Annotated in this window: 26 protein-coding genes; 18 read left to right on the top strand and 8 right to left on the bottom strand. The window is 65.3% G+C overall.

Annotated features, from left to right (window positions below):
* Positions 1-159: 159 nt before the first annotated feature.
* The 13 genes from rpsF to AU465_RS31080 all read left to right on the top strand — a co-directional run bounded on the left by rpsF (position 160) and on the right by AU465_RS31080 (position 12,206).
* Positions 160-648: a 30S ribosomal protein S6 gene (gene rpsF, locus AU465_RS31020; protein WP_192256492.1), complete on the top strand. Its 489-nt coding sequence runs from the start codon at positions 160-162 to the stop codon at positions 646-648.
* Positions 648-896 (top strand): 30S ribosomal protein S18, encoded by a 249-nt coding sequence (gene rpsR / locus AU465_RS31025; protein ID WP_006203718.1) that lies wholly within the window; start codon positions 648-650, stop codon positions 894-896. Before rpsF ends, rpsR begins: the two co-directional genes overlap by 1 nt.
* A gap of 214 nt (positions 897-1,110) precedes the next feature.
* Positions 1,111-1,695: a 50S ribosomal protein L9 gene (gene rplI, locus AU465_RS31030; RefSeq protein WP_192256494.1), complete on the top strand. Its 585-nt coding sequence runs from the start codon at positions 1,111-1,113 to the stop codon at positions 1,693-1,695.
* A 278-nt stretch (positions 1,696-1,973) separates the two neighbouring features.
* Positions 1,974-3,257 carry a cyclopropane fatty acid synthase gene (locus AU465_RS31035; RefSeq protein WP_192256496.1) on the top strand — a complete coding sequence of 428 codons (1,284 nt, stop codon included), beginning with the start codon at positions 1,974-1,976 and terminating at the stop codon, positions 3,255-3,257.
* A 71-nt stretch (positions 3,258-3,328) separates the two neighbouring features.
* Positions 3,329-3,652 (top strand): YnfA family protein, encoded by a 324-nt coding sequence (locus AU465_RS31040; protein WP_192256498.1) that lies wholly within the window; start codon positions 3,329-3,331, stop codon positions 3,650-3,652.
* 1 nt (position 3,653) lies between these two features.
* Positions 3,654-4,619, top strand: a complete 966-nt coding sequence (locus AU465_RS31045) for a small ribosomal subunit Rsm22 family protein (RefSeq protein ID WP_192256500.1) — start codon at positions 3,654-3,656, stop codon at positions 4,617-4,619.
* 299 nt (positions 4,620-4,918) lie between these two features.
* Positions 4,919-6,409 carry a replicative DNA helicase gene (locus AU465_RS31050; protein ID WP_192256502.1) on the top strand — a complete coding sequence of 497 codons (1,491 nt, stop codon included), beginning with the start codon at positions 4,919-4,921 and terminating at the stop codon, positions 6,407-6,409.
* A gap of 235 nt (positions 6,410-6,644) precedes the next feature.
* Complete coding sequence (gene radA / locus AU465_RS31055; RefSeq protein WP_192256504.1) at positions 6,645-8,063, top strand: DNA repair protein RadA; 1,419 nt, start codon at positions 6,645-6,647, stop codon at positions 8,061-8,063.
* A 27-nt stretch (positions 8,064-8,090) separates the two neighbouring features.
* Positions 8,091-8,771 carry a CvpA family protein gene (locus tag AU465_RS31060; RefSeq protein WP_192256506.1) on the top strand — a complete coding sequence of 227 codons (681 nt, stop codon included), beginning with the start codon at positions 8,091-8,093 and terminating at the stop codon, positions 8,769-8,771.
* Between the two features lie 115 nt (positions 8,772-8,886).
* Positions 8,887-10,368, top strand: a complete 1,482-nt coding sequence (purF, locus tag AU465_RS31065) for an amidophosphoribosyltransferase (RefSeq protein ID WP_192256508.1) — start codon at positions 8,887-8,889, stop codon at positions 10,366-10,368.
* A gap of 27 nt (positions 10,369-10,395) precedes the next feature.
* Positions 10,396-11,139 (top strand): SDR family NAD(P)-dependent oxidoreductase, encoded by a 744-nt coding sequence (locus AU465_RS31070; RefSeq protein WP_192256509.1) that lies wholly within the window; start codon positions 10,396-10,398, stop codon positions 11,137-11,139.
* Positions 11,140-11,215: 76 nt separating this feature from the next.
* On the top strand, positions 11,216-11,845 hold the full coding sequence (locus tag AU465_RS31075; RefSeq protein WP_192256510.1) for a hypothetical protein: 630 nt from the start codon (positions 11,216-11,218) through the stop codon (positions 11,843-11,845).
* 136 nt (positions 11,846-11,981) lie between these two features.
* Positions 11,982-12,206: a hypothetical protein gene (locus AU465_RS31080; protein ID WP_124996320.1), complete on the top strand. Its 225-nt coding sequence runs from the start codon at positions 11,982-11,984 to the stop codon at positions 12,204-12,206.
* A gap of 147 nt (positions 12,207-12,353) precedes the next feature.
* Here the strand turns inward: AU465_RS31080 and AU465_RS31085 are convergent, their stop codons facing one another.
* Positions 12,354-12,857 carry an OsmC family protein gene (locus AU465_RS31085; RefSeq protein ID WP_192256511.1) on the bottom strand — a complete coding sequence of 168 codons (504 nt, stop codon included), beginning with the start codon at positions 12,855-12,857 and terminating at the stop codon, positions 12,354-12,356.
* Positions 12,858-13,021: 164 nt separating this feature from the next.
* On the opposite strand from AU465_RS31085, the gene AU465_RS31090 reads away from it, so the two are divergent.
* Positions 13,022-13,501, top strand: a complete 480-nt coding sequence (locus AU465_RS31090) for a VOC family protein (RefSeq protein WP_192256512.1) — start codon at positions 13,022-13,024, stop codon at positions 13,499-13,501.
* Between the two features lie 140 nt (positions 13,502-13,641).
* Positions 13,642-15,144, top strand: a complete 1,503-nt coding sequence (locus AU465_RS31095) for a S10 family peptidase (RefSeq protein WP_192256513.1) — start codon at positions 13,642-13,644, stop codon at positions 15,142-15,144.
* A 59-nt stretch (positions 15,145-15,203) separates the two neighbouring features.
* Here the strand turns inward: AU465_RS31095 and AU465_RS31100 are convergent, their stop codons facing one another.
* The gene (locus tag AU465_RS31100; protein WP_192256515.1) at positions 15,204-15,635 is read right to left on the bottom strand and encodes a nuclear transport factor 2 family protein; all 432 of its coding nucleotides are present in this window, start codon (positions 15,633-15,635) and stop codon (positions 15,204-15,206) included.
* 347 nt (positions 15,636-15,982) lie between these two features.
* Here AU465_RS31100 and AU465_RS31105 point away from each other — a divergent pair, with 347 nt between their 5' ends.
* Positions 15,983-16,900: a DMT family transporter gene (locus AU465_RS31105; protein ID WP_376774925.1), complete on the top strand. Its 918-nt coding sequence runs from the start codon at positions 15,983-15,985 to the stop codon at positions 16,898-16,900.
* A gap of 325 nt (positions 16,901-17,225) precedes the next feature.
* Positions 17,226-19,448: an AMP-binding protein gene (locus AU465_RS31110; RefSeq protein WP_192256517.1), complete on the top strand. Its 2,223-nt coding sequence runs from the start codon at positions 17,226-17,228 to the stop codon at positions 19,446-19,448.
* Positions 19,449-19,451: 3 nt separating this feature from the next.
* On the opposite strand, the gene AU465_RS31115 is transcribed toward AU465_RS31110, so the two are convergent.
* Together AU465_RS31115 and AU465_RS31120 are read right to left on the bottom strand one after the other, a co-directional pair.
* Positions 19,452-20,267, bottom strand: a complete 816-nt coding sequence (locus AU465_RS31115; RefSeq protein ID WP_192256519.1) for a CDP-alcohol phosphatidyltransferase family protein — start codon at positions 20,265-20,267, stop codon at positions 19,452-19,454.
* Positions 20,268-20,270: 3 nt separating this feature from the next.
* Positions 20,271-21,008 carry a phosphatidylserine decarboxylase gene (locus tag AU465_RS31120; protein ID WP_312891339.1) on the bottom strand — a complete coding sequence of 246 codons (738 nt, stop codon included), beginning with the start codon at positions 21,006-21,008 and terminating at the stop codon, positions 20,271-20,273.
* A gap of 148 nt (positions 21,009-21,156) precedes the next feature.
* Between AU465_RS31120 and AU465_RS31125 the strand changes: the two genes are divergently transcribed.
* Entirely contained in the window at positions 21,157-22,050 is an 894-nt protein-coding gene (locus tag AU465_RS31125; protein ID WP_192256522.1) for an SMP-30/gluconolactonase/LRE family protein, read from the top strand.
* Here the strand turns inward: AU465_RS31125 and AU465_RS31130 are convergent.
* The 4 genes from AU465_RS31130 to AU465_RS31145 all read right to left on the bottom strand — a co-directional run.
* Positions 22,029-22,370, bottom strand: coding sequence for an antibiotic biosynthesis monooxygenase (locus AU465_RS31130; RefSeq protein ID WP_192256524.1), 342 nt, complete (start codon positions 22,368-22,370; stop codon positions 22,029-22,031). The genes AU465_RS31125 and AU465_RS31130 overlap by 22 nt on opposite strands.
* 143 nt (positions 22,371-22,513) lie before the next feature.
* Complete coding sequence (locus tag AU465_RS31135; protein ID WP_192256526.1) at positions 22,514-24,397, bottom strand: ABCB family ABC transporter ATP-binding protein/permease; 1,884 nt, start codon at positions 24,395-24,397, stop codon at positions 22,514-22,516.
* A gap of 27 nt (positions 24,398-24,424) precedes the next feature.
* A complete protein-coding gene (locus AU465_RS31140; RefSeq protein WP_192256528.1) occupies positions 24,425-24,745 on the bottom strand; it encodes an ArsR/SmtB family transcription factor in 321 nt (106 codons plus the stop codon).
* A gap of 112 nt (positions 24,746-24,857) precedes the next feature.
* Positions 24,858-25,684, bottom strand: an 827-nt coding sequence (locus tag AU465_RS31145; RefSeq protein ID WP_192256530.1) for a LysM peptidoglycan-binding domain-containing protein, incomplete at its 5' end; no start/stop codon positions are given.

Consider the following 25,684-nt stretch of genomic DNA (forward strand, 5'->3'; position numbering starts at 1 on the left):
CGTCATGAAGCCAGAAGCGCTTTTGGCCTCCCGTGTCTCCGCTCTCGACCGTCTCGTGATGCTCCTTTCTTCCCCGCTCCGTCGCGACCGGGTCAGACAAGTTGCAGAGGCTTAGCCGCGAGGGCCGGTAAGAGAAACGAAGAAAGGCAGAAAAACATAATGGCTCTTTACGAACATGTGTTTCTTGCCCGGCAGGACCTGTCGCAGCAGCAGGTTGATGCGCTTGTCGAACAGTACAAGGGCGTCATCACCGCCAATGGCGGATCGGTCGGCCGGATCGAGAACTGGGGACTGAAGTCCCTTACCTACCGGGTCAAGAAGAACCGGAAGGCTTACTACACGCTGATGGACATCAACTGCCCGCCGGCCGCGCTCAACGAAATGGAGCGCCAGATGGGCCTGTCGGAAGACGTCCTGCGCTTCCTCACCATCAAGGTCGAGGCGCATGAGGAAGGCGCCTCCGCGATGATGCAGAAGCGCGAAGAGCGCTCCGAGCGCGGCAGCTTCGGCGATCGCGACCGTGGCGATCGTGGCCCGCGCTCGTTCGGCGATCGCGGTGACCGTGGCCCGCGTTCGTTCGGCGACCGTGATGGCGGCGACCGCGGTCCGCGCCGTCCGCGCGAAAACGTTGAAGGGGGTGCAGAATAATGGTCGACATCAACCAGATCCCGACCCGGCGCCCGTTCCATCGCCGCCGCAAGACCTGCCCGTTCTCCGGCGCCAACGCCCCGAAGATCGACTACAAGGACGTGCGTCTGCTGCAGCGCTACATTTCCGAGCGCGGCAAGATCGTGCCCTCGCGCATCACGGCCGTCAGCCAGAAGAAGCAGCGCGAGCTCGCCAAGGCGATCAAGCGCGCCCGCTTCCTCGGCCTGCTGCCCTACGTGGTTCGCTAAGCTGAAGTATTGATGCGGGCGGCTTGCCGCCCGCTTCAACCCCACGGCGACGGGCGCCGCAAGGGTAGGTTCAAATCCCGAGTTGAGGCCATAAACCTCTAACTGCCGCGACAGGCAGGACAGCGACACCGGGCGAAGTCCCTTTTTGCTTCCTGACCTGTTCCAAAAGAATCCGACGTCATCCCCGATGGCGCCAAACCGAAGGAACGAAACCATGGAAGTCATTCTCCTCGAGCGCATTTCCCGCCTCGGCCAGATGGGCGACACCGTCAAGGTCAGGGACGGGTTCGCCCGCAACTTCCTGCTGCCGCAGGGCAAGGCGCTGCGCGCCAACGAAGCCAACAAGAAGAAGTTCGAGGGCCAGCGCGCCCAGCTCGAAGCCCGCAACCTGGAGCGCAAGTCGGAGGCCTCTGAGATCGCCGAGAAGCTCGACGGCAAGAGCTTCATGGTCGTGCGCTCGGCCGGCGAGACCGGCCAGCTCTACGGCTCGGTGTCGACCCGCGACATCGCCGAACTCTTGACCGCGGAAGGCTTCACCGTCAGCCGCAACCAGATCGAGCTCAACCAGCCGATCAAGACCATCGGCCTCTCCAATGTCGCGATCGCGCTGCATCCGGAAGTCGAGGTCACCGTGACGCTCAACGTCGCCCGCTCGGCCGAAGAGGCGGAGCGCCAGGCCAAGGGCGAGATGCTGACGACCGCCGAAGCCATCTATGGCGAGGACATCAACGACAACGCTCGGCCGGAGAATTTCTTCGACCCGAGCGCCGAGTTCGAAGGCGGCGAAGACAACGCCTGATCAACGGGGCTTGATCGACAAAGGCCGGAGCACTGCTCCGGCTCGCAGGCCTTCCAGAATTTCTGGACTAATGCCCGGGCACACGACCCGGGCATTTTTATGCCAAATGGAACTTTTCGAACCCCTATATCTTGAGGCAAACTATAGCGTCGCGCGTCCTTTGGACGCAGAAATGACGCCATAGTACCTGTGACTTTCGCGCAGGGCGCTCCCGAAACCGGTGCCGTTTTCGGGCCACGCGTTTGGAAGTCAGCCTGACTTTGAGGGAACATTTGGTCATGAATATTCTTTTGAAGCGCATTCTCGACCGCTTGGTGCGCACAGGCAATCTCAAGGTCACCGGGCCGAAGGGCTCGGCCGTCACCTTCGGTGACGGCAGCGGCGAGCCGGTGCACATGCACATCAAGACCAGGCATGCCGAGCGCGCCATTAGCTTCGACCCGATGCTGGCTGTGCCGGAAGCGTATATGGACGGCGAACTCGACATTCTCGAGGGTGGCGTGCTTGGCATGATGCGCATTGCCTTCCAGAACATGGGCAGCGGCGGCATCGACGCCACCTGGTCGAAGGCGATCGAAGGCCTGCGCCATGCCTTCCGCCGCCTGCAGCAGATCAACACCGCCTCGCGCTCGCGCCGCAATGTGCAGCGCCACTACGATCTCTCCGGCGAGCTCTACAAGCTCTTCCTCGACGAGGACATGCAGTATTCCTGCGCCTATTTCGAACAGCCCGACATGACGCTGGAAGAGGCGCAGGTCGCCAAGAAGCGCCACATCGCCGCCAAGCTCAGGCTGAAGGCCGGCCAGACGGTGCTAGACATCGGCTCCGGCTGGGGCGGGCTCGGGCTTTATCTCGCCAAGGCCTTCGACGTCGACGTGCAGGGCGTGACGCTTTCGACCGAGCAGCACGGCGTCGCCACCGACCGCGCGCATGCGCTTGGCCTGCAGGACAGGGTGCATTTCGAGCTCAAGGACTATCGCGTGCTGAACGAGCGCTTCGACCGCATCGTTTCGGTCGGCATGTTCGAGCATGTCGGCGTCAATCACTATCGCACCTTCTTCGACAAGGCGGCGACGCTGCTCAAGCCCGACGGGGTGATGCTTCTCCACACGATCGGCCGTTCCGGCGTGCCGTGGGCGACCAGCGCCTTCGTTCGCAAATACATTTTCCCGGGCGGCTACATCCCGGCGATGTCGGAGGTGATGCCGGCGATCGAGAAGTCCGGCCTAGTCGTCACCGACATCGAAATCCTGCGCCTCCATTACGCCGATACGCTCAAGCATTGGGGCGAGCGCTTCGCCGCCAACCGCGACAAAGCGAAAGCGATCTATGACGAGCGCTTCTGCCGTATGTGGGAGTTCTACCTCGCCGCCTCGGAAGCCGCCTTCCGCTGGCAGGACCTGGTGATCTTCCAATTCCAGATCGCCAAGAAGAACGACACGCTGCCGATGACGCGCGACTACATGGCCAAATGCGAGAAGGCGCTGGAGCTGCGCGATCTCGGCCACCAAGAGCCGGCGACGCCGGCGGCCAAGCCTACCCGCCGCAAGAAGGTGGAATAGAACCTCGGCGATTGCCGCTTGCCATTGCGGCCTGACGCCATGAAAAAGGTCTCGTTCGCGAGGCCTTTTTCATGACGTACTTGATCTACATCGCAGCCGCGCTTGCCGAGATCGCCGGCTGCTTTTCGTTCTGGGCCTGGTGGCGGCTGGCGAAGTCGCCGCTCTGGCTGGTGCCGGGTCTGGTGTCGCTGGCATTGTTCGGCTTCCTTTTGGCGTTGGTCGAAACGAACGCCGCCGGCCGCGCCTACGCCGCCTATGGCGGCATCTACATCGCCGCTTCGCTCGGCTGGCTGTGGCTGGTCGAAGGCGTGCGCCCCGATCGCTTCGACCTCGCAGGCGCCGCGCTCTGCATCGGCGGCGCCTCGGTCATCCTGCTCGCGCCAAGAGGAGCCTGAAGTGGAACTGCCCGCCCCACTCCGGCAAGGCGTCGACAGCCTGCTCGAGAAGGTGCCGCTGCCGGCGCTGAAACAGGCCGCGAAAAAGCTTTCCGAGCGCTATCGCGCCGAGCTACGCGACGGCCGCCTGCACATGGCGGAAGACATGGCGGTGAAGGCTTACCTGGCGACCAGGCTGCCCGCCACCTACGCCGCCGTCCGCGCCAGCGTCGGCGCGCTGACCGATGCCTGTCCCGATTTCCAGCCGAAAAGCCTGCTCGACATCGGCGCCGGACCTGGCACCATGCTTTGGGCCACGGCTGAGGCCTGGCCTGAGCTCGAACAGGCGGTTCTGGTCGAGGCGAGCGCCGCGGTGCGCAAGGTCGGCCAGTCGCTGGCCGCCGGCGCGATCGCCGTCCGGACCAATTGGATTGCCGGCGACGCCACCATCGATCTCGTCGGTCTCGAGCCCGCCGACCTCGTCAGTGCGACCTATGTTCTGGACGAGATCGTGCCCGCCTCGCTGCCGAAGCTCATCGACCGGCTCTGGCGGTTGACGGCCGACTCGCTGCTGATCGTCGAGCCCGGCACACCGGCCGGCTGGCAGCGCATCCTCGTCGCGCGATCGCAGCTCATCGAGGCCGGCGCGCATGTCTCGGCGCCTTGCCCGCACGAGGCGCCCTGCCCGATTGCGCCGCCCGACTGGTGCCACTTCTCGCGGCGTGTCGCCCGCTCGCGCCTGCATCGGCTGGCCAAGGACGCCGACGTGCCATGGGAGGACGAGAAATTCATCTATCTCGCCGCCTCGCGACATCCTGCGCCGGCGCGCACGGCGCGGGTGATCGCGCCGCCAAAGGCCGGATCCGGCAAGGTCGTGCTCAAGCTTTGCCGGCCTGACGGCAGCGCCGGCGAGCGCCTGCTCAGCAAGCGCGACGGCGAGTTGTTCAAGGCGGCGCGACGGGCCGACTGGGGCGACACCTTGGCATAAGCGTCTCCGTCATTCCGGGTTTTGCGCCGCGTCGGTCCGCTTCTTGCTCCGCCCCAGGAATGGCGACGCGACCGCTCGGCAAACCGATGCAACCGTTGTTGCATTTTCCTGTTTTGTTCTCGTTCAGAAGCCGCTACGGTGCCCTCTTCGATTCGAGTCAATCACGATTCTTTCCACGAAAAAATTTTAGCTGTGAATCGCGAGCATCAAGGCCGGTTGGAAACCCACTGTTGCAGATAAGTCAGCACCGGCTTGTCCAGTTCTGATATCGAGGAAGCGGGATCGAAATCGGGGACATCATGGCAGAAGCAGCGCGCAAACTCGGCGTGGCGGAGCAACCGCTTTATCGCGAGGCACCGAACAACATCGAGGCCGAGCAGGCGCTGCTTGGCGCCATACTCGTCAACAACGACGCCTTCTACCGCGTTTCGGATTTCCTAAAGCCCGCGCATTTCTACGAGCCGCTGCACCGCCGCATCTTCGAGGTGGCGGCCGAGCTCATCCGCATGGGCAAGATCGCGACGCCGATCACGCTGAAGACCTTCCTGCCGGCGGAGGAAAAGGTCGGCGACATGACGGTGGCGCAATATGTCGTGCGGCTCGCCGTCGAGGCCGTCACCGTCGTCAACGCCACCGATTACGGCCGCGCCATCTACGATCTCGCCACGCGCCGCGCGCTGATCACCGTCGGCGAGGACATGGTCAACATCGCCTATGACGCGCCGGTCGACATGTCGCCCTCCGACCAGATCGAGGACGCCGAGCGGCGCCTGTTCGAGCTCGCCGAGACAGGCCGCTACGACGGTGGCTTCGAAAGCTTCAACGATGCGGTGAAGACCGCCGTCGACATGGCCAATGCCGCCTATATGCGCGACGGCCACCTGTCGGGCATCGCCACGGGCCTGCGCGACCTCGACCGCCGCATGGGCGGCCTGCAACCTTCCGACCTGATCGTGCTCGCAGGGCGCCCCGGCATGGGCAAGACCTCCTTGGCCACCAACATCGCCTTCAACATCGCCGAGGCTTATGTCCCCGCGCAGCAGGCCGACGGTTCGTTCAAGGCCGCCAATGGCGGCGTGGTCGGCTTCTTCTCGCTGGAAATGTCGTCGGAGCAGCTCGCCACCCGCATCATCTCGGAGCAGACAGAAATTTCGTCATCGAAGATCCGCCGCGGTGAGATCACCGAGATGGACTTCGAGAAGCTGGTCGCCTGCTCGCAGACGATGCAGAAGATCCCACTGTTCATCGACCAGACCGGCGGCATTTCGATCGCGCAGCTCTCCGCCCGGGCGCGGCGGCTGAAGCGCCAGCGCGGCCTCGACCTCATCGTCATCGACTATATCCAGCTCATGCAAGGATCGAGCGCCAGGGCCTCGCAGAACCGCGTGCAGGAAATCACCGAGATCACCACCGGCTTGAAGGCTTTAGCCAAGGAGCTCGGCGTGCCGATCATTGCGCTCTCACAGCTGTCGCGTCAGGTGGAAAGCCGCGACGACAAGCGCCCGCAGCTCTCGGACCTGCGCGAATCGGGCTCGATCGAGCAGGACGCCGACGTGGTGCTGTTCGTCTATCGTGAGGAGTATTACCTCAAGAACCGCGAGCCAAAGCTCGGCACCGACGAATACATCAAGTGGGAAAACGAGATGAACGAGGCGCGCGGCAAGGCCGAGTGTATCGTGGCCAAGCAGCGCCACGGACCGACGGGAACCGTCAGCCTCGCCTTCCACGGCGAGTTCACCCGCTTCTCGGACCTGGCGGAAGAGCATCATTTGCCGGAAAGGTTTGAGTGAGCTTGAGACAGGTCTCACTCCGTCCCACCCCCCTCTGTCCTGCCGGACATCTCCCCCTCAAGGGGGGAGATTGGATGTCGCCTGCGCTTTCGCCAATCGCAAACGTCGCAGGTTCGACGCCGAGGTCGAAGCTGCCGATCTCCCCCCCTGAGGGGGAGATGTCCGGCAGGACACAGGGGGGTGCTGTCCCACCGACCTATCCAGCATTGGCGATGCTCGAAGCGGGCCGCGCCTAATGGCCAAATCCCGCGTTCAGTTCATCTGCCAGAATTGCGGCTCGGTGCATCAGCGCTGGGCCGGCAAATGCGATGCCTGCGGCGAGTGGAACACCCTGGTCGAGGAAGGCACGGCAGGCGGCATCGGCTCGGGGCCGGCGAACACGCGCAACGCCCGCAAGGGCCGCGCCGTGGTGCTTACCAGTCTGGCCGGCGACATCGAGGACGCGCCGCGCATCGTCTCCGGCATCGGCGAGCTCGACCGCGCCACCGGCGGCGGTTTCGTGCGCGGCTCCGCAATGCTGGTTGGCGGCGATCCCGGCATCGGCAAGTCGACGCTGCTCACGCAAGCCGCCGCAGCGCTTGCCTCGAAGGGCCATCGCATCGTCTATGTCTCCGGCGAAGAGGCAGTCGCGCAGATCCGGCTGCGCGCCCAGCGCCTCGGCGTCGCCTCGACGCCGGTGGAGCTCGCCGCCGAGACCAATGTCGAGGACATCCTGGCAACGATAGCCGACGGCAAGCGGCCGGACCTCGTCATCCTCGATTCCATCCAGACGCTGTGGACCGATCTTGCCGATTCGGCGCCGGGCACCGTCACCCAGGTGCGCGCCGCCGCGCAGGCGATGATCCGCTACGCGAAATCCACAGGCGCCGCGATCGTGCTCGTCGGGCATGTCACCAAGGAAGGCCAGATTGCCGGCCCGCGCGTGGTCGAGCACATGGTCGACGCTGTGCTCTATTTCGAAGGCGAGGGCAACCATCACTTCCGCATCCTGCGCACGGTGAAGAACCGTTTTGGGCCGACCGACGAGATCGGCGTCTTCGAAATGTCGGACAAGGGCCTGCGCGAGGTCGCCAATCCGTCGGAGCTATTCCTCGGCGAAAGGCACGCGAAATCGCCGGGCGCCGCGGTTTTCGCCGGAATGGAAGGAACGCGGCCGGTTCTCGTCGAAATCCAGGCGCTGGTGGCGTCCTCCTCGCTCGGCACGCCGCGCCGGGCCGTCGTCGGCTGGGACGGCGCGCGGCTCTCCATGGTGCTGGCGGTGCTGGAGGCACATTGCGGCATCCGCTTCGGCCAGCACGATGTCTATCTCAACGTCGCCGGCGGCTACCGTATCTCAGAGCCGGCGGCCGATCTCGCGGTTGCCGCAGCGCTGGTTTCCTCGCTCACCGGTCTTGCCCTTCCCGCCGATTGCGTCTATTTCGGCGAAATCAGCCTTTCGGGCGCGGTGAGGCCGGTTGCGCATGCGCAGCAGCGCCTTAAAGAGGCCGAAAAGCTGGGTTTCGGAAGCGCGGTGCTGCCGCTTGGCAGCGAGGAAATCGTTGGCGGTAATGGGGCCGGGGGAATCGCGGCCAGCGCTTTCCAGCCCACCGAGCTTGCCGACCTCGTAGCGCGCATAGCCGGCTCACGGCGCAGCCGCGCCGACGAGGGAGAATGACGCGGCTCATGATGTGGGGCGAAAGACATGCCGATTACGCTGCTTGACGGAATTCTCGTCGGCTTCACGCTGGTCTCGGCGATGCTTGCCATGGTGCGCGGCTTTTCCCGCGAGGTGCTGTCGGTGGTTTCCTGGGCAGCGGCGGCGGCGGCGGCCTTCTTCTTCTACAAGCCGGTGCTGCCCTACGTTCAGCCCTATGTCGACAACGACAAGATCGCCATGGCGGCGGCTGCCGGCGTCGTGTTCGTCATCGCGCTTATCGTCGTCTCGGTCATCACCATGAAGATCGCCGACTGGATCATCGATTCGCGCATCGGCGCGCTCGACCGCACGCTTGGCTTCCTTTACGGCGCGGCGCGCGGCATCCTGGTGGTCGCGGTGGCGCTTTTGTTCTTCAACTGGCTGGCCGGCGCCAAGGCGCCCGCGTGGGTCGCCAACGCCAAGTCGCGGCCGCTGCTGGAGACGATCGGCGCAAAGCTCGAAAGCGTGCTGCCTGAGAACACGGAAGAGCTGGTCAACAAATATACGCATAAGGGCACGCCCCAGGCAGGCGCGCCGGCGACCACCGACCAGCCCGCGGCCGAACCGCCGGCCGCCGGCGACGACAACGCGCCGGCTCCCGACGACAGCGAGGGCGAGGCGCCGGCCGACAACGAGCCTGCTCCGGCCCCTGCCCCGGCTCCCACAAGCCCGGCGCCGGCAAATTGATTTCAGGCCCGGCCGTGACGGCCGGCCTCATGCTATTTGTGAATGCTGAACGGCGCGCGTTGCGTTCGACGCGCTATCGCCCTATATGGCGATTTTAGCGGAGCTTGAGCCCCACATGGCAGACCCGAAGGCAGACGCAGACGACGTGCTTTCCGCCGAGGCCGATGACCATTTCCATGACGAATGCGGCGTGTTCGGCATTTTCGGCCGGCAGGACGCGGCGGCCATCGTCACGCTCGGGCTTCACGCGCTCCAGCATCGCGGCCAGGAAGCAGCCGGCATAGTCTCCTATGACGGCAGCCAGTTCCATGTGGAGCGCCATATCGGCCTGATCGGTGACACCTTCACCAAGCAGCGCGTCATCGACAGCCTGCAGGGCAACCGCGCCATTGGCCACACCCGCTACGCCACCACCGGGGGCTCCGGCCTGCGCAATGTCCAGCCCTTCTTCGCCGAGCTCGGCGAAGGCGGCTTCGCCGTCGCCCACAACGGCAATCTCACCAATGCAATGACGGTGCAGCGTGCGCTGCAGAAGCAGGGGGCGATCTTCTCCTCCACCTCCGACACCGAGACGCTGCTGCACCTGGTCGCAACCAGCAAGGAGCGCGATCTCAATTCGCGCTTCATCGATGCGGTGCGCCAGGTCGAGGGCGCCTTCTCGCTGGTGGCGATGACGGCCAAGAAGATGATCGGCTGCCGCGATCCGCTGGGGATCAGGCCGCTGGTGCTCGGCGATCTCGACGGCGCCTGGATCCTCGCCTCCGAGACCTGCGCGCTCGACATCATCGGCGCCCGCTTCGTGCGCGATATCAAGCCCGGCGAGATGGTGGTCGTCACCTCCAAGGGCATCGAGAGCCTTTTCCCGTTCGAGCCGCAGAAGACCCGGTTCTGCATCTTCGAATATGTCTATTTCGCGCGGCCGGATTCCTCGGTCGAGGGCCGCAACGTCTATGAGGTGCGCAAGCGCATCGGCGCGGAGCTGGCGCAGGAAAGCCCAGTCGAGGCAGACATCGTCGTGCCGGTGCCGGATTCCGGCACGCCGGCGGCGATCGGCTTCAGCCAGGCCGCGGGCATTCCCTTCGAGCTCGGCATCATCCGCAACCACTATGTCGGCCGCACCTTCATCCAGCCGGGCGATTCCATCCGCCACATGGGCGTGAAGCTCAAGCACAACGCCAATCGCCGCATGATCGAGGGCAAGCGCGTGGTGCTGGTGGACGATTCGATCGTGCGCGGCACCACCAGCCAGAAGATCGTGCAGATGGTGCGCGATGCCGGCGCCAGGGAAGTGCATATGCGCATCGCCTCGCCGCCGACCCGCGCTTCCTGTTTCTACGGCGTCGACACGCCGGAGAAGTCGAAGCTCTTGGCATCGCGCATGTCGGTCGAGGAGATGGCCGAGTTCATCCGCGTCGATTCGCTCGGATTTCTTTCGATCGACGGGCTCTACCGCGCCGTCGGCGAGGCGCGCCGCGACAACGACCAGCCGCAGTTCTGCGACGCCTGCTTCACCGGCCAGTACCCCACCCGCCTGCTCGACTTCGAAGGCCACGACAATGTGCGCACGCTGTCGCTGCTGGCGAGCGGTGGGTCGTAGGCCGGATCACTTCACGGAATCTCTCGCATGACCCTCGACCTCTCCGGCCGCGTCGCGGTCGTCACCGGCGCCTCGCGCGGCATCGGCTATTTCATAGCCAGGGAACTGGCGGCCGCCGGCGCACATGTGATTGCCGTCGCCCGCACCGTGGGCGGACTGGAGGAGCTTGACGACCAGATCAAGGCCGACGGCCGCGGACAGGCGACGCTGGTGCCGCTTGACCTTACCGACATGGCCGGCATCGACCGGCTGGGCGGCGCGATCCACGAGCGTTGGGGCAAGCTCGACATCCTCGTCGCCAATGCCGCCATCCTCGGCGTTGTCTCGCCGATCGGCCATGTCGAGGCCAAGACCTTCGAGAAGGTTATGACCGTCAATGTCACCGCGACCTGGCGCCTGATCCGCTCGGTCGACCCGCTGCTGAGGCTTTCCGACGCCGGCCGCGCCATCATCATGTCCTCCAACGCGGCGCATTCGGCGCGTGCCTTCTGGGCGCCCTACGCGGCCTCGAAAGCCGCGGTCGAGACGATGATGCGCTCCTGGGCGCATGAGACCGAGAGCCTGCCGCTCCGGGTCAACGCCGCCGATCCCGGCGCCACCCGCACGGCGATGCGCGCACAGGCCATGCCCGGCGAGGATCCCGAAACGCTGCCGCATCCGTCGGAAATCGCCAAACGCATCGTGCCGCTGGCGAGCCCGGAGCTGAAGGAGACGGGGCTGATCTTCCAGGCCAAGCACAACCGCTTCGTCGCCTATCGCCAGCCGGAATAAACCCGCCTCAAGGCGGATGAAAGGGCCTCCGGCTACGTTCTTCGAATGTGGAACATTCGATACCCGGAGGACCGACATGCGCAGACTTCTTCTCGTTGCCGCCACCGTCATTGCCGCCACTGCAGGCGCGGCGCTGTCGCAAGACGCCAAGATGAGCTTCTTCGTCACCAGCGTCGGCTCCGGCAAGGGCGCTGATCTCGGCGGGCTAAAGGGAGCGGACGCGCATTGCGCCTCGCTGGCGGAAGCGGCGGGCGTCACCTGCAAGACCTGGCACGCCTATCTGTCCACCAGCACCGACGATGCGCGCGACCGCATCGGCAAGGGTCCCTGGTTCAACGCCAAGGGCGAGAAGATCGCCGACGATGTCGCCTCGCTGCACGGCGACGCCAACGGCATCACCAAGCAGACGGCGCTTACCGAGAAAGGCGAAGTCGTCAACGGCCGCGGCGACAAGCCCAACCGGCACGACATGCTGACCGGCTCGAAGCCGGACGGCACGAAGATCGCCGACCAGACCTGCGGCGACTGGACGATGAGCGGCGCGGAGAGTGCCGCCATGATGGGCCATCACGACCGCACCGGCCTCGACGATTCGGCGGCGGCGAAATCGTGGAATTCCTCGCATGCCTCGCGCGGCGGCTGCAGCCAGGAGGTGCTGAAGGGCACAGGCGGCGACGGCCTGTTCTACTGCTTCGCCGTCGAGTGAGCACAGGGTCGGCGACGATCTGCAGTCACGGGTCTGTGATCAAGTGGTCGAATGCCGCTTCGCGGCCCTGCTTTCGCCACTTGCGGGGAGTTGCTAGGATCGGTCCGAGTCCGACATCCAGCAAAGAGGAATTTCCATGGCTGCCACTCCCAGCGTAGCGTTGGTCTGGTATCTGGTGATCGCCGGTCCGCAAGGCGGCATGGTGGTGCTGCCCAGCACCTTCGACACCCGCGAACAGTGCACCAATGCGATTGCCGAATATCAGAAGCAGCCGACGCCGCAGGGCTGGGCCGTGCAATGCGTGCCGAGCGCCTCGCCCTTCACCGATGAGGGGGATGCTGAAGAGCCCTCTGCGCAGTAGCGCCAGCTGATCTCCCCCCTTGAGGGGGAGATGGCCGCAAAGCGGCCAGATAGGGCACCGACGTCTCCTTCGAGAAAAGCGCCGGAGCTTCATGCGCAGCGACCCCCTCTGTCGCCTTCGGCGACATCTCCCCCTCAAGGGGGAAGACTAGCTTGCGCTCACACTCAACGTCGGCTTGTTGTTGATCGTCTGGAACACCACGCAGTAGCGCTCGGTGAGTTTCAACAGCGAATCGATGCGCTCCTGGGGCTCGTCGGTATCGAGACCGAATTTCAGCCGGATCTCCCGAAAACCGACCGGCGCTTCGCGAGCGACACCGAGCGTGCCGCGAAAATCGAGGTCGCCCTCGGCCTCGACGGTGGCGTTGCCGAGCTTGAACTCCAGCGCCGTCGCGACCGCCTTCAGCGTCACGCCGGCGCAGGCGACCAGCGCTTCGAGCAGCATGTCGCCCGAGCAAAGCTCCAGGCCTGACCCGCCGGTGGCCGGATGAAGACCGGCAACCGCAAGCGCCCTGCCCGTCTCCACCTTGCAGGCGATGGACTGGTCGTCGAGGCTGCCTCTGGCCCTGAGCGTGATCAGCGCCTTGGCGGCGTCGTCGCGATAAGCCTCCTTCAGCGGCGCCTGCATGGCCTTGAGTGTGGTCGCGTCCATTGTCCAATCCCGATTGATGATTTCGCAGAGCTGATAGCACTCTCTTACGCCGCCGCGAAGGAAGGCTATGCCAGTTGGAGGAGCCGAGGCGTGAAGAATGCCCTGTCGGATCTGGCGAAACTCGAACGTCCTTCGGCCGTTGTCAGACAGGAAGGAGATTCAGCATGGCCAAGGTGACCTCGCATCTGTGGTTCGAAAGGGACGCGCGGCAAGCGGTGGAATTCTATGTCGCCACCATTCCCAACTCGGCGATCGGCCGCATGACGGACGTGGCGGCGGACAATCCGAGCGGCCCCGCCGGCAGCGTCAAGATCATCGAATTCGTGCTCGACGACCAGAATTTCATCGCGCTCGAAGCCGGTCCGCTCGACCCGTTCAACCATTCCTTCTCGATCCTCGTCGAGCTCGAGAGCCAGGCCGAGATCGATCGCATCTGGAACGCCTTTCTCGACGATGGCGGCAAGCCCGAGCAATGCGGCTGGCTGAAGGACCGTTGGGGCCTGTCGTGGCAGATCGTGCCGAAAATCCTCGGCGACATGGCCGCCCATCCCGACCGCGAGCGCGCCAAACGCGCCACCGAGGCGATGCTGGGCATGGTGAAGATCGATGTCGCGGCGCTGGAGAGGGCGTTTGGGGAGGGGTGAGCGTAGCGCTGCAACGTAGAAGAATAGCGAAAGCGTACATGACAGCCGATCTCCCCCTTGCGGGGAGATTGGCAGCTTCAACCCTTTGACTTCGCCCGCTCCGGCCATACCTTTGCGGAGGTCGTTCGCGCGGAGGTCTCATGCAGTCCAAGTTGAAGCTCGTCCCCCTCATCCTCCTAGCGCTCACAGCCTTCGCGCAGCCAGCCCCCGCCGAAACACCGGAACGGCCGCCGCCAGCCGGCGGCGTGCTGTCGCTTTTGCCGCCGCCCCAGGTGACCGAGCATTCGATCATGCTTGCCGCCCGCAAGCTCGACTACCAGGCCAAGGCCGGCACGCTGTCGCTTCTGTCCGGAAAGGGCGAGGTCACGGCGGAAATCTTCTACGTCGCCTACACGCAGCAATCGCCCGCCCCGGCGAAGGAGCGGCCGATCACCTTCGTCTTCAACGGTGGGCCGGGCGCGGCGTCGGCCTATCTGCATCTCGGCGCGCTCGGCCCGCGCATCGTCGCCACCGCGGCCGACGGCGAATTCCTGCCGCCGCCGCAAAAACTGATCGACAATCCGGACAGCTGGCTCGACATGACCGACCTCGTCTTCATAGACCCGGTCGGCACCGGCTACAGCCGCGAGGCGCCGGGCCAGGACACGAAAGCTTTCTGGGGCGTCGACCAGGACGCCAGCTCGGTCGGCGCTTTCATCCGGCTCTATCTCGCCCAAAACGGTCGCACCGCTTCACCGCTCTTCCTTGCCGGCGAAAGCTATGGCGGCTTTCGCGCCGCGCTGCTCGCCAGGACGCTGCAGGAGGATGTGGGCTTAAGCCCCAGCGGCATCGTGCTGATCTCGCCGGCGCTGGAGTTCATGCTGGTGCGGCCGGACCAGTTCGACCAGTTGCACTGGGCGCTCGAACTGCCTTCGCTGGCGGCGGTGCGCCTTCGTTCCGACGGCGTCAGCGGCGAGGCGCTGCGCGACAGGTTGGCCGAGGTCGAGCACTATGCGCTTGGCGATTATCTGACGGCGTTGGCAAGCGGGCTGGAGCAAGGCGGAAAGCTCGCCAGCCGGCGCGTGGCGGAAATCACCGGTCTGCCGCTCGATCTTGTAGACCACAACTTTGCCCGCGTCCCGACCGGCCTCTTCGCCCGCGAGTTCCAGCGCGCCAAGGGCAAGGTGCTCAGCCCTTACGATGCCATGGTCGCGACCAGCGACATCGCGCCGGAAAGTGCCCACATCGCCGGCCCCGATCCGGTGCTCGACCGCAGCGTGCCGGCGCTGACCTCGGCCTTCGTCGCCTATGCGCGCGATGAACTGAACTACCGCACCGACGTCAGCTACCGGCTGCTCAACGGCGAGATCAGCCGCAACTGGGACTACGGCACCTCCGGCCAAGGCTATGCCGGGGTGATGAACGACCTGCAGCGGGCCCGCTCGCTCAACCCTTCGCTCGGCGTCGTCATCGTCAACGGCTATACCGACCTCGTGACGCCCTATCTCGCCTCGCGCTACCTGGTGAACCAGATCCACACCCTCGCCGACGCCAAGCCGATCCGCCTCGACGTCGTCGAGGGCGGCCATATGATGTATCTGAGACCGGACGGGCGTCGAGCGCTGAAGGAGGCCGCGTCGGAGCTCTACCAGGCGACGCAGTGAGCGCCGCCCGCTCGCGCCGAATGCGCCACCATCTGTTGCGCTGCGGCGCGGCGGCGAGGTCAGGAATCGGTTCGACTGCTGGCCGTTGGCGGACGGCGCCCGGAGAGGGCTTCAACCGCGTCTTCGATGCCGACAACCTGCCGCTCGACGTCCTCCAGATAAAGTCGCCCGGCCACAATCTGACCGTCGATAATTTCGAACAGCGTGACCCCGCGCACCTCGAAGGGTTGCCCGTCGGAGCGAGTACCTGACCAATGCCATTCGATCCAGGTCGTGTCACTGTCTTGGACCGATCGCGTGACCGCCGCGTGGAAGTCAGGTATTCCCGCGAACATGGCTTCCCAATTGGCGCGCATCTGATCCCGCCCGACGAAAGCTCTGCCCGGGTGCGCCGGCTGCACGCTCCGATAGTTCTCGTGGATGAGAGCGGTGACAGCGTCGAGATCGTGCGCGTTCATCGCCGTCACCAGTCGATCGATCACTTCAGTCATCGAACTCCCGGACTTATGCAACGGACGCATTGGCGCTCTCCGTGGTCTACCGCCGGTGTGAGCCACGCCGATCAATCCGCGAGCCTCAAAATTACCTGATAGGGCTGCGGCCGTCCAGCATTGCAAGACGCCGAACATGCTCGTCCGCCTCCTCGCACACCAGCGTCAGCAACCACTGCGGAGTGGCTTTGTCCGCGTAAGCCCCTTGTAAGCGTCGGGCGAATGCAGGTCGCCGGCCACTGTCCCAACGCAAGAGCGGACCTGGCGCAGAGGCGTGCCGGCTGTGCCATGGGATGGTAGCTGCTGCTGACAGCAGGGTGTCAGGACAGCAAGCGTAGTCTGGTGACATGACGGATTCTCTCGACAGGCCCGACACGCTCATGCATGGCGCCGCCGACCTCGCGGCTGAGCGCACGCTGGGGATCGTGCTGGTCTCGGCCTCGGCGATTGCCTTCGCGCTCACCGGCGTGCTGACCAAGTCGATCCATGCCGATCCGCTGACCATCACCTGCTGGCGCGGCTTCTTCGGCTCGATCCTGATCACCCTTTATGTGCTGTGGCGGCGGCGCCGCTCGGGCGGACGCGAGAGTCTCAGGCTCGGCTGGCGCGGCTGGCTGCTGGCGGTCGAGGGTGCCGCGGCCAGCATCGCCTTCATCTCGGCCTTCAAGTTCACCTATGTCGCCAATGTCGCGGTGATCTACGCAACCTCGCCTTTCATCGCGGCATTGCTTGCCTTGCTGCTGGTGCGCGAAAAATTCCGCCTGCAGACGATGCTGGCGGCGGCCGTGTCGCTTTGCGGCGTCGCCATCATGGTGGGCGGCGGCCTCGGCAGCGGCCACCTGTTCGGCGACGGGCTGGCGCTTTTGATGACCACCGGCAGCGCGCTCTACATGATCATGGTGCGCGCCTTCCGCGACTCGCCCGTCGTCTGGGCCGGCGCGGTGTCCGCCTTCCTGCTCTTCGTGCTCGGCTGGTTCGTCACCGACCCGCTGGCCGTCTCGACCCGCGACATGGTGCTGCTTGCCACCTTCGGCTGCTCCTTCGCGACGGCCTCGATCCTGTGGACCGAAGGCTCGCGGCTCATCCCCGCCGCCGAATCGGGCCTGCTCGGCTCGGGGGAGGTTCCCTTCGCCATCCTGTTTGCCATGCTGTTCCTCGGCGAAATCCCGCCAACGGCCAGCATCGTCGGCGGCGCCATCGTGCTTTGCGCGGTTTTCGCCCATGCCGGGCGCGACTGGATGAAGGCGAAATCGGCGCGTTCGTAAATTATTTTCGCGGTCACGGAACCATCATCCGACTCAGGCATTGTTGGATTGACGGGTCACCCCCCAAGTCCCCCCAAACCCCTCGACCCGTCCGACTAGAAGCCGACCCGCAAAAAGGTCGGCTTTTTCTTTTGGGGCGATCCCAGGGAAAGTGCGTAGCGGGAGGCTGAAGGCGGCGTAGCGGCGGCGCCTTCCCCTTCTCCCACCAGGGGAGAAGGGGAGGTCGTATCACCCCCGCATTGACCTTCCCCTGACTTCCGCTACCCTCTGCAATCGAAGCGGCCGCGAAGAGCCGCGATCTGGGAGGACGTTGGGAGAGAGCGGCATGATCCTGACATTGGCGCTGCTTGCCGGTCTGGTCTTTGCCTGGCTAGTGATCGGCGTGATCGAGACGTTCCGGCTCGATCTGCGTTTCACCCAGGCGCTGCTCTACGTGCCGTTCAAGCTTGCCTGGCGCATCTCCGACAACCGCATCCGCATTGCCCGCAATGCGCAAACGCCGGTCATCTATGTCGTCTCGCACCAGTCGCGCATCGAGCCGGCGCTGATGCTGTCGCTGCTTGCTGACGACACGCTGCACATCCTGGACGAGGCCTCGGCGCGCTCACTATGGCTGGAGCCGTGGCGTGAGCTCGCCCGCACCATCGCCTTCAACGCCGAACATGTCTTCGTCAGCCGCCGGCTGGTGCGCGTGCTGAAGGGCAAGGGCCGACTTGCCGTCTATCTGCCCGACACGGTCGAGCCGGACGTCAAGTCGTTCCGGCTGTTCCGCGCCATCACCCGCATCGCCATGCAGGCCGACGCCCGCATCGTGCCGATCTTCGTCGCCGGTTCACGCGACCTGCCGGTGTCGCTGACGCCGGCCGACAAGGCGCCGCGCCACTGGTTCCCACGCCTGTCGCTCAGCGTGCTGGAGCCGATGACCATCGCCGAGCTGGTGGCGCGCAACCCCGACATGGCCTCGAACACCAACGCGCTGTTCGACCGTTTCGCCGAAGCGCGGCTTTACGGCAGCAATCTCGACCGCGGCCTGTTCCTGGCGATGCGCGATGCGGCGGATCGCGTCGGCGCCTCGCACCCGATCATCGAGGACGTCATTTCGGGCGCGCTCAGCTACCGCAAGATGTTCATCGGCGCGCGCGTGCTCGGCCGCCGCTTCGAGGCGGTGACGGCACCCGGCGAAGCGGTCGGCCTGCTCTTGCCCAACGCCAACGGCGTGGTGCTGTCCTTCGTCGGGCTGATTTCGGCGGCCCGCGTCGCGGCGATGATCAACTACACCGCCGGACCGGCGAGCGTGACAGCGGCGATCCGCACCGCTGTCATCCGTACCGTGGTCTCATCCCGCGCATTCATCGAGAAGGCGGGCATCGACGACATCGTCGCCGCCGTCGAAGCGGGCGGCGCGAAGATGCTTTGGCTGGAGGATGTGCGCGAGAGCGTGACGGTGCTCGACAAGGTCGCCGCGGCGCTTTTCTGGCGCTTCCCGCTGCAGCGGCAGCAGGCGTCGAAACCGGCGGTGATCCTGTTCACCTCGGGCTCGGAAGGCACGCCCAAGGCAGTGGTGCTGTCGCACCGCAACCTTTACGCCAACGCCATGCAGGCCGAGGCGCGCGTCACGATCTCGCCTGCCGATATCCTGCTCAACGTGCTGCCGGTGTTCCATTCCTTCGGGCTGACCGGCGGCACCATCCTGCCGCTGGTTACGGGCGTGAAATTGTTCCTCTACCCCTCGCCGCTGCACTACAAGATCATTCCGGAGATCGCGCGCAAGGTGAAGCCGACGGTAATGTTCGGCACCGACACCTTCCTCGCCAACTATGCCCGCACCGCCAAGGACGGCGACTTCTCCAGCCTGCGCTTCGTGGTGGCCGGCGCCGAGGCGGTGAAGCCGGAGACAAGGCGCGTCTACCGCGACCGTTTCCAGGCGTCGATCATCGAAGGCTTTGGGCTGACCGAGGCGGCGCCCGTGGTGGCGGTGAACACCGCGATCCACAACCGCGACGGCACGGTCGGGCGGCTGCTGCCGGGGATCCGCATGAAGCTCGAGCCGGTCGAAGGCATCAGCGACGCCGGCCGGCTGTGGCTCGATGGGCCGAATATGATGATGGGCTACATGACCGCCGATCGGCCAGGTGAATTGCAGCCGCTCGAAGGCTGGCACGATACCGGCGACATCGTCTCGGTCGACCGCGACGGCTTCATCACCATCCGAGGTCGCGCAAAACGCTTCGCCAAGATCGCCGGCGAGATGGTGTCACTGGGCGCGGTCGAGATGCTGGTGCAGGCACTTTGGCCCGAAGAGCGCCATGCCGCGGTCGCTGTGCCCGACAAGAGACGCGGCGAGCGCATCGTGCTGGTCACCACCGCCGGTGACGCCGATCCGGAAGAGCTGCGCCAGTTCGGCAAGAAGGCGGGCGCGGCGGAGCTGATGGTGCCCAACGACATCGTCAAGGTGGAAGAAATCCCGGTGCTGGGCTCCGGCAAGACCGACTACATCTCGGCGCGCAAGCTGGCGATCGACCGGCTGGGGCTGAGTGCCGCGGCGTAGCGCCTACCCGATATCCGAAGGCGGCACCTTCTCGCCTTCGCGCATGGCCCGCTTCGAATAGGCGCGCACCGAGAACGGCAGGAAGAGGAGATAGCCGGCGACCGAGGCCGTCAGCGTATACCAGGGATAGGCCATCAACAGCAGGATGTAGAGCACAACGCCGAGGATGACCGGCAGCACCCTGTCGCCCGGCACCTTGACGCTCTTGCCCGAATAGACCGGCAGCCGGCTGACCAAAAGGAAAGCGACGAGCACGGTGAAGCCGGTGGCGACGAAGGCCGCCGGCCGGGTGGGCTCCAGGCCGAGCCGCAGAAAATAGAGATAGAGCGGCAACATGACCAGCACGGCGCCCGCCGGCGCCGGCACGCCGACGAAATATTCGGTCTGCCAGGCCGGCTGGTCGGTGTCGTCGGCCAGCACATTGAAGCGGGCGAGCCGCATGCCGCAGGCGATGGTGAACAGAAGCGCCGCGATCCAGCCCGGCGAGCCGGCGCGGTCGAGCAGGAAGGCATAGAGCACCAGCGCCGGCGCCACGCCGAAATTGACGATGTCGGCCAGCGAATCCATCTGCGCGCCGAATTTCGAGGTCGCCTTCAGCATGCGTGCCAGGCGACCGTCTATGCCGTCGAGGAAGGCGGCGAGCAACACCATGACGACGGCCGGCTCGAAACGGTCCTCGAAGGCGAAGCGGATGCCGGACAGGCCGGCGCAGATGGCAAGCACGGTGACCAGATTGGGCAGCACCATGCGCATCGGGATCTCGCGGATGCGCGGGCCGCCGCTGGCGTGTGCCTCGAATTTCTTGAAGGGCGCGCCCACGTCTCAGGAAATCCTGACCAGCGGGGCGACGGCTGCGCCGCCGAACTCCGCAAGCACCGTCTCGCCACCCACCGCCGTCTGGCCGACGGCGACGCGCGGCACGGCATTCGATGGTAGGAAGACGTCGACGCGCGAGCCGAAGCGGATCAGCCCAAAACGCTCGCCGATCCCGATCGAGCCGCCCTGCTCGGCCCAGCAGACGATGCGGCGCGCCACAAGGCCGGCGATCTGCACGGCGGCGATCATGCCGTTGGGGCTGTCGATGACCAGGCCGTTGCGCTCGTTCTCGGAACTCGCCTTGTCGAGCTCGGCGTTGAGGAATTTGCCGGGACGATGCTCGATCCGCGTGATCCTGCCGCGCACCGGCGCGCGGTTGATGTGGCAAGAAAAGACATTCATGAACACCGAGATGCGGGTCATCTCGGTGGAACCCAGGCCAAGCTCGCTGGGCGGCACGGCCGGCCCGACCGCCGAAATCACGCCGTCAGCCGGGCTCACCACCAGCCGGTCGTCGACCGGCGTGACGCGCTCGGGATCGCGGTAGAAATAGATGCACCAGGCGGTGAGGATCAGCCCGATCCAGAACAGGAGCGAGGAGAAATAGCCGAGGAAAAGCGTTGCCGCGCCGAAGGCGGCGATGAAGGGGTAGCCCTCGCGATGGATCGGAACGAACGTATTCTTGATCGAATCGACAAGCGTCATAGGGCTGAGGGCGGTCCCTGTTGCAGGTCCGGCCTCAATAGCGGAAAGCCCCCCTCCCCGCAACGCAACAATGGGAGAGGATGGGCGGTTGGGTGTTGTGGGTCATGACCATGACTTTCAGCACCGACTGTCGGAATCCGGCCCTCTCATCCGTCCTTGGCTGGACAACATGCCAAGGAGCCAGCCAATGCCATCGCCGCAATCCGTCACCGGGAAAGCAAAGGTCATCACGGAGGGCCTCGCCTTTGGCGAGTCACCGCGCTGGCGTGAGGGGCGGCTCTGGCTGTGCAACTGGGGCACCGGCGAGATCGTTGCCGTGGATGAAGACGGCAACAGCGAGGTCATGCTCACCGTGCCGGCCATGCTGCCCTATTCGATCGACTGGCTGCCGGACGGGCGACTGCTTGTCGTCTCCGGGCGGGAAGGCCTGCTGCTTAGGCAGGAGGCGGACGGGACGCTCGCCACCCATGCCGACCTAAGGCCGCTGTCGAAGAACCCCTGGAATGAGATTGTCGTCGACGGGCGCGGCAACATCTATGTCAATGGTGGTGGGCCGGCGCCGGCGCCGGGCGAGCATTTCGGGCCGGGCACCATCGTGCTGATCACGCCGGACGGCATGGTCCGGCAGGTCGCCGAGGACATCGCCTTCGCCAACGGCATGGCGGTAACGCCGGACAACCAGACTTTGATTGTCGCCGAATCCCATGCCAGGCGGCTGACCGCCTTCGATATTGCGGCCGATGGCAGCCTTTTCAAGCGCCGCGTCTGGGCCGATCTCGGCAGTGACTATCCAGACGGTATCTGCCTCGATACCGAGGGCTGCGTCTGGTACGCCGACGTGCCCAACCGGCACTGCGTCAGGGTGCACGAGGGCGGTGCGAAAATCGGTAGGGTCGAGGTCGACCGCGGCTGCTTTGCCTGCATGCTGGGCGGGGCCGAGGGCAGGACGCTGTTCATCGCCGCCGCCGAATGGCGCGGCTTCGAGCACATGGTCAGCGACGCCCGCACCGGCCAGGTGCTAGGCGTCGCCGCGTCTGCACCTGGCGCGGGCTGGCCGTCTTATAACTCCGGCACGCGCTGATAGTTGGCAATGTCGGCCTTGACGCCCAGGCGCACTATCGTTTCCTGCGGGCTGAAGGCGATGCGCTCGTGCGCTGCCTTGACGATCGGCACAACCTTGTCGACAGCCGCCTGGCTTTCCCATTCGACCATGGTGACGATGTTGAATTCGCCGGGGCCGGAAAACTGCTCGAGCAGGAAGTCCTGCACGAAGCCTTCCTGCTGGCGCAGCAATTCATGCGTCATCTTGACCTTGCCGAGGATCTCGTCGCGCGCTTCCGCCGGCACAACGAACTTATCGACCCGGAACACGCTGCCATGGCGTTGATTTTTATTGCTCATTTCGATCTGTCTCCGTTCTTGGAAGGCTTGCTTCGCAGGGGCTCGGAGACGGTTTGCAAGCTCAAGGTAAGTTGAGGTCAAGGGATTTTTTGCGAGGCGCTGATACCGCTGATCTCCCCCCTTGTGACCCCTTGTGGGGGAGATCAACTCATCTCCGACGTCCTTCTCCGCACAATCACTCCCAGTTCGTCGGTCTCACGGGCGATGCGCAGCCGTTCCTCGGCTTCGGTCGCTTCGCGCTGGCGGTCCCACATCGAGGCGTAGAGGCCGTGCCTGGCGAGCAGCGCGGCGTGGGTGCCGCGCTCGGCGATCTGGCCGTCCTTCAAGACGATGATCTCGTCGGCCGAGATCACCGTCGACAGCCGGTGAGCAATGACGATGGTGGTGCGGCCCTTGCTGACAAGGTCGAGCGCGGCCTGGATCTCCTGTTCGGTCTGGGTGTCCAGAGCCGAGGTTGCCTCGTCGAGCATCAGGATCGGCGGCGCCTTGAGGATGGTGCGGGCGATCGCCACGCGCTGCTTTTCGCCGCCCGAAAGCTTCAGCCCGCGCTCGCCGACCATCGAGCGATAGCCGTCGGGGAGCTTGGCGATGAAGGGCCCGATCTGGGCGAGCTCAGCTGCCTTGCGCACCTCCTCCTCGCTGGCGCCGACGCGGCCGTAGCGGATGTTGTAGGCGATGGTGTCGTTGAAAAGCACGGTGTCCTGCGGCACCATGCCGAGCATGGCGCGCAGGCTCTCCTGTGTGACGTCGCGGATGTCCTTGCCGTCGATCAGCACCTGGCCGCGCTGGACGTCGTAAAAGCGGAACAGCAGCCGCGAGATGGTCGACTTGCCGGCGCCGGAGGGACCGACGATGGCGACCGTCTTGCCGGCCGGCACCTCGAAGGATATGCCTTTCAGAATCTTGCGGTTCGGATCATAGGAGAAATGCACGTCGCGGAACTCGACCTTGCCGGCACTCACCTTCAACGGCTTGGCGTCCGGCTTGTCGACGATCTCCTGGGGGACGTCGAGCAGGTCGAACATGTGCTCGATGTCGGTCAGGCCCTGCCGGATCTCGCGATAGATGAAGCCGATGAAATTGAGCGGCACGGAAAGCTGCATCAGCATGGCGTTGATGAAGACGAAGTCGCCGACGCTTTGCGTGCCGGCCTGTACCTCCAGCGCCGACATGCACATCACGATGACGGTGCCCAGCCCGAAGATGACGCCCTGGCCGAAGTTCAGCCAGCCGAGCGAGGTCCAGGTTTTCGTCGCGGCGGTCTCGTAGCGCGCCATGGAGCGGTCGAAGCGCTCGGCCTCCATGCGCTCATTGGTGAAATATTTGACCGTCTCGAAATTGAGCAGCGAGTCGATCGCCTTGGTGTTGGCGTCGGTGTCGCTGTCGTTCATGTCGCGGCGGATCGAGATGCGCCAGTCGCTCGCCTTGACCGTGAACCAGACATAGATCCACACCGTGACCGCCACCACGGCCACATACTTCCAGCCATAGGTGTAGGCGAAAATGCCGGCCGTCAGCGCGAATTCGAGGATGGTCGGCGCCGTGTTCAGCATGACGAAGCGCACGATCGTCTCGATGCCCTTGGTGCCGCGCTCGATGATGCGCGACAGCCCGCCGGTGCGGCGCTCGAGATGGAAACGCAGCGACAGCTGGTGCATGTGGACGAAGGTGCGGAAGGCGAGCTGGCGCACCGCATATTGGCCGACGCGGGCAAACAGCGCGTCGCGCAGCTGGTTGAAGCCGAGCTGGACCAGCCTCAGCGCATTATAGGCGATGACCAGCATCACCGGCGCGAGCATGAAGGCAGGCAGCGGCGGCGGCGCCTTCGAGCCGTGGGCAAGCGCATCGGTCGCCCATTTGAAGAAATAAGGACCGGCGACCAGCGTGAGCTTGGCGACGACCAGGAGCAGCGTCGCCCAGGTGACGCGGGCTCTTAAGTCGGCGCGGTCGGCCGGCCACATATAGGGCCACAGATTGCGCAGGGTCGTGAGGGTGCCGGTTTCGGCGGAGACGGTCTTGTCGGCCACTATTTCTTGCCTTTTGGGTGAGAGGGGTCAGCGGCTGGCGCAGCAGGAGTTGACGAGTTCACGAAGCGAGGCGGAGACGCCCGCGAGCGCCGCGTGATCGACCGCGTAGCGCGAGCGCTGGCGGTCGGACTCAAAGCGGACCAGCCCGGCTTCGACCAGGATTTTCAGATGTTGCGAAACCGTCGACTGGGCGAGGTCGAGATGGTCGACCACCTCGCGGCACGAGCAGCAGCGGCTGGCCGACAGATGCTTCAGGATCTCGATGCGCGCCGGATGCGACAGTGCCGCAAACCGCGCGGCGATGGCGCGGCTGTCGGGGGCGCGGTTGTCGGATGGGGATTCGCTCATCGTTCATCGGCGATAGACGATGAAGGATGAGAGGGCAAGCTAGGCGGATGGGTAGCACCGGTAATCTCCCCCCTGGAGGGGGGAGATTGCGCGCTCGTGCGCCGGCGCTCCCCTACTCCGCCTTCGGCGCCACCGTGGTCATCTGGTCGCCCATGGCCTTCATATCGGCCGGCTCGCCTTCCTTCGACTTGCCGGGAACCTTGAAAACCTGGCCGGGCCAGATGCGGTCGGGATCGCGGATCTGGTCCTGGTTGGCGAGATAGATGGTCGAAAAGCGCGTGCCATGGCCGTAGACGCGGCGCGAGATGCGCCAGAGCGTGTCATTGCGGCGGATGATGACGGAGCCGTCGGCGTGTTCGAGCTTCGGCGCGACCGTCTCCGCCACGTCGGCCGACGGGGTCGCTTCCGCGACTTTGGCCGGAGCCTCGGCGGCCGGCGCCGCCGAGTCGGCGGGCTTGGCCTCAGCGGCCGCCGCTGACTTGGCTTCGGCGGACTGGGACCCGGCACCCTGGACCTGGGCGAGCTTGCTTTCAGCGGGCTTGGTCTCGCTCGGCGCGACGGCAGCGATCGACTCGCCGGGCTCGCGCTCGAACGGCACGGCGGCGCGGGCGACGACTTTCACGCCGTCGTCATCCAGGCCGTCGACATGGATGGTGTGGTTGCCGACCGGGATGTCGCGCGCCGCCTCGATCAGGAAATGGCCGTCGGGTGAGGTCTTGGCCTCGCCAAGCAGAATGTCGTCGGCATAGGCGCGCACCTTGCGGCCGGGATCTGCAGTGCCGGCGACAAAGACCTTGCTGCCGTCGATCTCGACCGCCTCGACGGCGATCTTGGGCTCGGCCGCCGCCGGCGCAGCGGGCGCCGGCGTTGTGGCGTCAGCAGCCTGGTCGGTAGCGGCTGGAGCAGCCGCCGTCGGCGCTGTCGCCGTGGCGGGCGCCG

Source organism: Mesorhizobium silamurunense, from assembly GCF_014843905.1.
Taxonomy (GTDB): Bacteria; Pseudomonadota; Alphaproteobacteria; order Rhizobiales; family Rhizobiaceae; genus Mesorhizobium; species Mesorhizobium silamurunense.

What these genes read in the sequence shown, in the direction of transcription:
- AU465_RS31050 (WP_192256502.1), top strand. Translation starts at nt 4,919, where the DNA reads ATGGCAGAAGCAGCGCGCAAACTCGGCGTGGCGGAGCAACCGCTTTAT.
- AU465_RS31130 (WP_192256524.1), bottom strand. Translation starts at nt 22,370, where the DNA reads ATGAGCAATAAAAATCAACGCCATGGCAGCGTGTTCCGGGTCGATAAG.
- AU465_RS31080 (WP_124996320.1), top strand. Translation starts at nt 11,982, where the DNA reads ATGGCTGCCACTCCCAGCGTAGCGTTGGTCTGGTATCTGGTGATCGCC.
- rpsR (WP_006203718.1), top strand. Translation starts at nt 648, where the DNA reads ATGGTCGACATCAACCAGATCCCGACCCGGCGCCCGTTCCATCGCCGC.
- AU465_RS31075 (WP_192256510.1), top strand. Translation starts at nt 11,216, where the DNA reads ATGCGCAGACTTCTTCTCGTTGCCGCCACCGTCATTGCCGCCACTGCA.
- AU465_RS31085 (WP_192256511.1), bottom strand. Translation starts at nt 12,857, where the DNA reads ATGGACGCGACCACACTCAAGGCCATGCAGGCGCCGCTGAAGGAGGCT.
- AU465_RS31100 (WP_192256515.1), bottom strand. Translation starts at nt 15,635, where the DNA reads ATGACTGAAGTGATCGATCGACTGGTGACGGCGATGAACGCGCACGAT.
- AU465_RS31105 (WP_376774925.1), top strand. Translation starts at nt 15,983, where the DNA reads ATGACGGATTCTCTCGACAGGCCCGACACGCTCATGCATGGCGCCGCC.
- AU465_RS31090 (WP_192256512.1), top strand. Translation starts at nt 13,022, where the DNA reads ATGGCCAAGGTGACCTCGCATCTGTGGTTCGAAAGGGACGCGCGGCAA.
- AU465_RS31060 (WP_192256506.1), top strand. Translation starts at nt 8,091, where the DNA reads ATGCCGATTACGCTGCTTGACGGAATTCTCGTCGGCTTCACGCTGGTC.
- purF (WP_192256508.1), top strand. Translation starts at nt 8,887, where the DNA reads ATGGCAGACCCGAAGGCAGACGCAGACGACGTGCTTTCCGCCGAGGCC.
- radA (WP_192256504.1), top strand. Translation starts at nt 6,645, where the DNA reads ATGGCCAAATCCCGCGTTCAGTTCATCTGCCAGAATTGCGGCTCGGTG.
- rplI (WP_192256494.1), top strand. Translation starts at nt 1,111, where the DNA reads ATGGAAGTCATTCTCCTCGAGCGCATTTCCCGCCTCGGCCAGATGGGC.
- AU465_RS31125 (WP_192256522.1), top strand. Translation starts at nt 21,157, where the DNA reads ATGCCATCGCCGCAATCCGTCACCGGGAAAGCAAAGGTCATCACGGAG.
- rpsF (WP_192256492.1), top strand. Translation starts at nt 160, where the DNA reads ATGGCTCTTTACGAACATGTGTTTCTTGCCCGGCAGGACCTGTCGCAG.
- AU465_RS31140 (WP_192256528.1), bottom strand. Translation starts at nt 24,745, where the DNA reads ATGAGCGAATCCCCATCCGACAACCGCGCCCCCGACAGCCGCGCCATC.
- AU465_RS31035 (WP_192256496.1), top strand. Translation starts at nt 1,974, where the DNA reads ATGAATATTCTTTTGAAGCGCATTCTCGACCGCTTGGTGCGCACAGGC.
- AU465_RS31095 (WP_192256513.1), top strand. Translation starts at nt 13,642, where the DNA reads ATGCAGTCCAAGTTGAAGCTCGTCCCCCTCATCCTCCTAGCGCTCACA.
- AU465_RS31110 (WP_192256517.1), top strand. Translation starts at nt 17,226, where the DNA reads ATGATCCTGACATTGGCGCTGCTTGCCGGTCTGGTCTTTGCCTGGCTA.
- AU465_RS31040 (WP_192256498.1), top strand. Translation starts at nt 3,329, where the DNA reads ATGACGTACTTGATCTACATCGCAGCCGCGCTTGCCGAGATCGCCGGC.
- AU465_RS31070 (WP_192256509.1), top strand. Translation starts at nt 10,396, where the DNA reads ATGACCCTCGACCTCTCCGGCCGCGTCGCGGTCGTCACCGGCGCCTCG.